The 6,564-nt window shown below is 54.1% G+C and carries 3 protein-coding genes and 3 pseudogenes; 3 read left to right on the forward strand and 3 right to left on the reverse strand.

The features are described from left to right. On the reverse strand, positions 1 to 788 hold a 788-nt coding region (locus tag INT21_RS12015; protein WP_193085246.1), incomplete at its 3' end, for a Hachiman antiphage defense system protein HamA. Positions 789 to 887: 99 nt separating this feature from the next. Next, positions 888 to 1,250 carry a hypothetical protein gene (locus tag INT21_RS12020; protein ID WP_193060827.1) on the reverse strand — a complete coding sequence of 121 codons (363 nt, stop codon included), beginning with the start codon at positions 1,248 to 1,250 and terminating at the stop codon, positions 888 to 890. A gap of 149 nt (positions 1,251 to 1,399) precedes the next feature. Here INT21_RS12020 and INT21_RS12025 point away from each other — a divergent pair. The 3 genes and pseudogenes from INT21_RS12025 to INT21_RS12030 form a co-directional block, all read left to right on the forward strand. Then, positions 1,400 to 2,056: pseudogene (locus INT21_RS12025) on the forward strand (transposase); the annotation flags it as partial. Positions 2,057 to 2,151: 95 nt separating this feature from the next. Continuing rightward, positions 2,152 to 2,235 (forward strand): annotated as a pseudogene (locus tag INT21_RS20665) (hypothetical protein); the annotation flags it as partial. Between the two features lie 209 nt (positions 2,236 to 2,444). After that, positions 2,445 to 3,722, forward strand: a complete 1,278-nt coding sequence (locus INT21_RS12030; RefSeq protein ID WP_226916873.1) for an IS3 family transposase — start codon at positions 2,445 to 2,447, stop codon at positions 3,720 to 3,722. A 211-nt stretch (positions 3,723 to 3,933) separates the two neighbouring features. On the opposite strand, the pseudogene INT21_RS12035 reads toward INT21_RS12030, so the two are convergent. Beyond that, positions 3,934 to 6,564 (reverse strand): annotated as a pseudogene (locus tag INT21_RS12035) (hypothetical protein); the annotation flags it as partial.

Consider the following 6,564-nt stretch of genomic DNA (forward strand, 5'->3'; position numbering starts at 1 on the left):
CTGAGTGCGGTACTGGCTGAGGTACTATGAGAAATCCAGGCTAGCACAAGGTCACCTGAATGCGGATGAGAGGATGCATCGGTCGAGGATGTCAGGTGGCCGTCAAAAAGCGGATTCTCAAAAAGCGCGACAGCTCCATAAACTTCCTTGTATGGGTGGTCCACTTCGTTCTGGAACCGCTCAATCTTTTCGGCATCATCGAGCTCATTCCGGCCATGTAGCCTTTGCTTAATCGCATTTAAAGACTCCGCCTTCCGTGCGATGTCTTTTGCTGAGCCATCTACAGCATCTTGAAGTCTCGCCTTCGCCTTTTTCCCTGAGAAGTGTGCCTTCGCTTCAAAGATCGCCAGCCTATCCTGCGAAGAGGCTTTGCCATCCTTGACGATATGTAAGCCGATAATGTCACTTCCTTTTGTAGACTCGTTCCGGATGGTTTTGTCACCATAACGAGTCCGTGGAACCCAGTAGCCAAGCAGGTATTCAAGAAAATCAGCAACCAAAACTTCTCCAAAGTCGCCAGCGCGGATACTGGGTCCTGGGGCATTTTTTGGGTCCGGGAACTTTATGGTGTTGAGATACTCTCCGCGAGAGCACTTGTACCCTCTGCGCCAATAATCGATCTCGCTGTCAAAGCAGTAGTGATTCCGAAAATGCCTGGCCCAGACGGAGAGCACTGCCTCTTCGTTCTCATGACGGAACTCCCAGACCTCGACCACCTTGCCGTCGGCAGTCTTCAGTTGTTCACCGGTGTCGACGAGCCATTCAGTGTGTTTCGAAGTCCAAGGCATTCAATTTCCGTATCTTAGTGTGAGGGGCTAACGCCTCACTCACCGGAATTTTGGGAGCGAAGCGAGTAAAATTTCCGCGTGCAGTGACTTGTTAGCATGCTACAACTCACGCTTAGAATTGGTTAAAAAATCACTACCCGACAATGGGCCTTTGTATATATCTTCTAATAAAAAGTGTAGAACCTCTTTAAGTTCTTTTTTGCCACGTGGCAATGTAATTTTTCCATTATTAACAGCCACTGGAATATCTGGAAAATTGGCAGCGGCAGTAGATATCTGAGTAACAGTATAAGCGTCTAATACACCCGAACTCTTAATAGAATGCGCCATCTTTCTTACTTGCGTATCAGCTTCTGAGATAAAAATTGCAAGGTCAGCAATCTCCAATGAAGCATGTTGAGACATCTGAGTTAAGTCTTCATCTGTTGCTTCTCTATAAAACTCTGACAGATCAAAAACCATTCGAGCATTGTGAAAGCTTTTAAATTTCGTCTTATTGCCTTCAATAATTGCTACTAACCTGAATCCGTGAGACCGGCCCCCGGAAGCACTTCTAACCCACTGACCTGCATGGCAATATAGCCATTATCGCCATTCACCCAGACAGTGCCATGCCCAACATAAAGTTCCGCGCCAGTCGCCGCACCCTCACCAGCCATTCCGGGCTGTCGATCATCGGGCAGTGCATCGAGATCGCCGGCGTCGACAGCATCGACGGCCGCTTCCCCGCCACGCTGGGTATGCGCACCAGCGACGTGGTCAAGAGCTACCTGGGTCTGCTGTGTCTGGGCATGAGCGACTATGATGCCATCGAAAACTTCCGCCGCGACAAACCCTTCCAGCAACTGCTGACCCTGCAGAAGGTGCCGAGCACCGCCACGCTGCGACAGCGGCTGGAAAAACTTGCCGCCAATGACCTGCAGGCGCGCACCGCCAGCTGGTCGACGACCCTGCTGTCACTGGTCGAGGCACCGATCACCGCCGAGACGACACACGTCTGCCTGGACATCGACACCTTCGTCATGGACAACAGCAATTCGAAGAAGGAAGGCGTCTCGCGGACCTACCAGAAGGTCGATGGCTACACCCCGATCGCCGCGTATCTGGGCAACGAAGGGTGGTGCCTGGGCCTGGAGCTGCGTCCCGGCAAGCAGCACACCATGAAGGAGAGCAACGCCTTCCTGGAGCGGGTGCTGCCTCGTGCCCCGGGTCTGACCGAGCAACCCATCCTGCTGCGTGAGGACAGCGGCTTCGACAGCCAGGCGCATCGGTGGCACGGCAGTGCTTGCCCCCTCTGTCAGCCTAGTTGTCCGGTTGGCGATATCGCCTAAACTCAGTCCAGAGGGAGCGGTATGGAATTCATGTGCCACGTTATTCTGAAGAGCGTAAAGCCGCCATCCTGAAAAAGTTATTGCCGCCCCACAATCGCAGTGTGGCGTCGGTAGCAACGGAAGAAGGCATCTCCAACGCGACGCTGTATAGTTGGTTAAAACAGTGTCGAGAAAAAGGAGTGCCTGTGCCGGGTTACACCCAAGGCGACAACGAATGGTCACCTGACGCCAAGCTAGCCGTTGTCATCGAAACCGCGACGATGTCAGAAACAGAGCTTGGCGCTTACTGTCGTGAAAAAGGCCTTTATCCCGAGCAAATCCAGCAATGGAAAGCCGCTTGTCTCGAAGGAGCTGGTCGGCAAGAAGAGCAGGCAAAAGCAGCGCAGAAACAGCGCAAAGAAGACCGAAAGACCATCAAGCAGCTCAAAGCGGAAGTACGGCGCAAAGACAAGGTGCTGGCAGAAACAACGTCGTTGCTGGTGCTTTCAAAAAAGCTCGAAGCCTTGTACGGCGAGGATCCGGACAGCGGCGAGGACGACTAACGCCTCTAAAGGAACGTGCAAGGCTCATCGCGCTATTTGACGAAGCGGTTATGGGTGGCGCGTCCCGTTATCAAGCGGCTGCCGTGATCGGCATAAGCGAACGCACACTGAAGCGGTGGCGATCTGAGCGCGGCGCTATTGTCGAGGATCAGCGTCCACATGCAGGGCAACACAGGCAGCCGCATCAGCTGACGCATGAGGAAGAGCAAGCCATTTTGAACACGTGCCATCGCCCCGAGTATCAGAGCTTGCCGCCGTCTCAAATCGTTCCTTTATTGGCCGACGAAGGCGTCTATCTGGCCTCCGAATCGTCGTTTTATCGGGTCTTGAAAAAGCATCATCAGCAGCACCATCGTGGCCGTATGAAACCACGTCGTTCAGTCCCCGAGCCGACTAGCTTTACGGCTACAGGGCCAAACCAGGTCTGGAGCTGGGACATCAGTTATTGTGCCTCCGTTGTGCGAGGTCAGCACTGGTATCTTTACCTGATCATGGATATCTACAGCCGCAAAATCATTGCTTGGGAAGTCCACGACACGGAATCGGGCGAGTTGGCTAAACAGCTTTTGGAACGTGCCTTGCTGCGAGAAGGTTGCTGGCATCAGCCGCCAGTACTGCACTCTGATAACGGAGCACCGATGACCTCCTATACGCTCAAAGCGAGGCTAACAGAGCTGGGCATGTTGATGTCTTACAGTCGGCCGAGAGTAAGCAATGATAACCCTTACTCGGAAGCGCTGTTCCGTACCGTCAAATACTGTCCAGCGTGGCCCACCAAGGGCTTCGCATCGCTGGGCGCGGTACGAGAATGGATGCTAGCGTTCGAGCGGGCTTACAACGAACAGCACCTGCACAGTGGCATCCAGTATGTCACGCCAGCGGACCGTCATCGCGGCGTAGACCAAGAGCGCCTGGAACGCCGGAACGCGGTATACCAACGTGCGAAGCAGCGACATCCGCAACGCTGGTCGGGCCACACTCGAAACTGGGAAGTCACCGGCCCAGTCTCGCTTAACCCGGGAAAAATGCACGAAATCGAGCGTAATCAACAGGCTGCTTAAGCGCAGCCATTTGGACAACTGGGTTGAAAATCACCGCTTGCACGGTGACACCAGCTTGAGGGAGATGGCCCGCAGCATGGCCTGGACCATTCTCTGGTGCGGACATGGCGGGACAACTACCGTCAGCATGGCGTGCCGGTGATTTGAAAGGAAAAGGCCCCTGACAAAGCAGGGGCGAATAGGTATGGAGCAGTATGTTTATGCCTATGAATCAAGCAATTTCGGCTGCGTAGAGTGAGAAATCCTCCTTACCCAAGCCGGTTACCTGGGCCAGTTCATCCAGTGAAGAGAGCGCGGCAACTTGCTCACGGCCGGCAGCGCTACTCCAGTCATCATCATACCAGAGCTCGCCGTGGCCGCTATCTGTATTGAATGCTAAGAGATAGCCTTCCAGATCCTCCAGGGTTTCCTCTTCGTTGATAGTTGTCTCGTCGATAGCTTCCTGAAGCTGAATCAGCTTGCCATTATCGTCGGCAACAAGATCATCTAGTGTGTTGCGCTCGACGAAATTATCTTCTGGGAGCGGCGTGTCGCCGTCCAGTTCAGAATCGATGAACGTCATCAGGCCGTCGTTATCAAAGGCGATCTTGTCTCCTTCATCGTGCACAAAGTCGGTGATGGTGGTGGTGCCACGCGAAGAGCCGCTAAAGCCCAGCACAAAGGTATCGCTATCTTCATCGCCGCTTAGCTGGTTATCGCCGCCCAGAGCATAGATCCAGTCGTCACCCGCTCCCCCCTGAATAGTGTTATCCAGAGAGTTGCCAGTGAGTTCGTCGGCGTATACCGTGCCCACTAGGTCAGCGATAAAGTCGGCGCGGTAATCCTCTAGACTCGAGGTCAGCACTTCCACCAGGTTGGAACTATCACTTTCCAATTCCAACACGGCACCATAGCCTAGCTCATCGACCAATTCCTCATAGGTAGAAACCTCATAGCGGGTTACCGCAAAGATAGGGTAGATGCTGCTTTCTTCCAGGGCCTCCCTGACTTGATCGATAGAAGGGTAGTCCTCTCCGCTGCCTGCGGGGTCGCCGTCTAGAATCTTGTCACCATTGTTGGGCGCCAGCTCTGGATTGCGGCTGATGCCGTCGCCGGCCTGGTGATAGCTGGCATCCGTGAGCAGCACTAAAGCACGCAGGGCATCGGGGCGATAGCCAATGCCTGTGGCGTCCATATCGATGTTGCCTTCTTCATGGTATGCCAAGCTGTCTTCAGCACGCAGGGCTATCTGCAACAGCGATGTTAGTTGAGCCTCTGGGCCATCAGAACCCGACAATATTTCCATTTCCTCATAGGCCTGGCGTAGCACTTCCGGATCAAGAGATAGCGGAGCATCAGTGCGATACTCATAGTCGCTGTTTGCACCAAACGGCGACAGCGGCTTGTCGACATACGATGCGACTCCGAAGGTGCTGTTTGGCTGTATCTCACGCACACCGTTAATCAGGTCATCGATGAAGCCTGTCGTACGAATAGTAGAGAGGTCATCGCTGAAAGAGCCGGATAGATCCTGAGACAGCAGGATATCCAGTGGCTGTAGCCCCGTAGCGCCGGTGCCGGTGCCTAGCTGAATGCTGGCTCCTCCTGCTTCTACTCCTCCCGCTATGCTACCTCCTTCACTGAGGTCCAGACTGGCAGCCCCCTCGGCGAGTGAAAGATCCAGAGTGCTGTTGCGACCGCTATCGATAATCGTCTTGGTGCCTGATCCAGAAATCTGGTAAGTATCCTGACCGCCAAGACCTACCAGAACATCGTCACCGCCCAGCCCATCGATGATGTCGTCTTCGGCGGTACCGATCAGGTAATCATTTTCCTCAGTACCTCGAGTAACGCCGTCATCATCGGCTTCACGAGAAATGGTGTTGACAATACGAGCCTCGCTGGGATCTGTGCCATTCACAGCCAGTTCGGAGGTCAGCGTATAGCCGGACATGCTGCCCAGATCAGTGTCAGTTTTTAACGTCCCCGAGCCGCTCAGGATGCGTGCACCGCCTAGGCTGTCCAGGTCGTCAATTTCCAGTGTGACGCCTTCTCCTATTTCAAGCTCACCAATGAAGGAGAGGTCGATGCCGTCTTTCAGCGTGAAGGTGGTTGGCTCATCGCTATGAATTCTCAGTGTGCTGCTTCCATCACCGGTCAGCGTGAGAAAATCTTCCAGTTGGCTCGTGTCAAATGTCACATCAGAGCGAATTTCGACTTTGGAAACATTCGTTAGTGTATAGCTGCTTAGATCGGCCTTGCCGATGACATAAAGTGTATTGTCACCGCCGCCGCCTTCGATCACGCCTGCTCCACCATCGGCGTCTTCATTCAAGTTTTTGCCATTAAGCTCTGAGATAGGGAACCCCAAAGCATCTGTTGTGGCAGTCGAATCGACTTTGCCGCCACTGGAGACGTCGCCGATAATCACAAAGGTATCGTCCCCGGCACCGCCGAGCATTTGGTCAACGCCCGCTCCAGCACGAAGCGTTGCGCCATCGTCATCAGCACGGATAACATCTTGTCCACTGCCGGTGGTCAAGAACCCGGAGCCTATAGTCAAGGTCTCGCTTATGCTTTCATCGCTTTTATTGCTGGCCGTTAAAGTAAGCTCGACATTCTCATCGGCGCTTAGCGCCTCACCGTCACGCAGCTTAAGCTTGCCGTCGACGACTTCGAAGCGATCGTCGCCCGTCAGCTCAAAGTCATAGGTGCCACCTGAATCGGCACTAGCTACCTGCAGGCTGCCAATTTCGGCTCCAGCAGCCCCGTTCCTGATAACGTTGCCATCCAGCGCAATGGCCGTGGGTGTGGTGTCGGGCTCCGGTTCGGGTTCGGGCTCCGGTTCGGGTTCAGGCTCGGG

It is taken from the genome of Halomonas sp. 3F2F, from assembly GCF_014897805.1.
Taxonomy (GTDB): Bacteria; Pseudomonadota; Gammaproteobacteria; order Pseudomonadales; family Halomonadaceae; genus Vreelandella.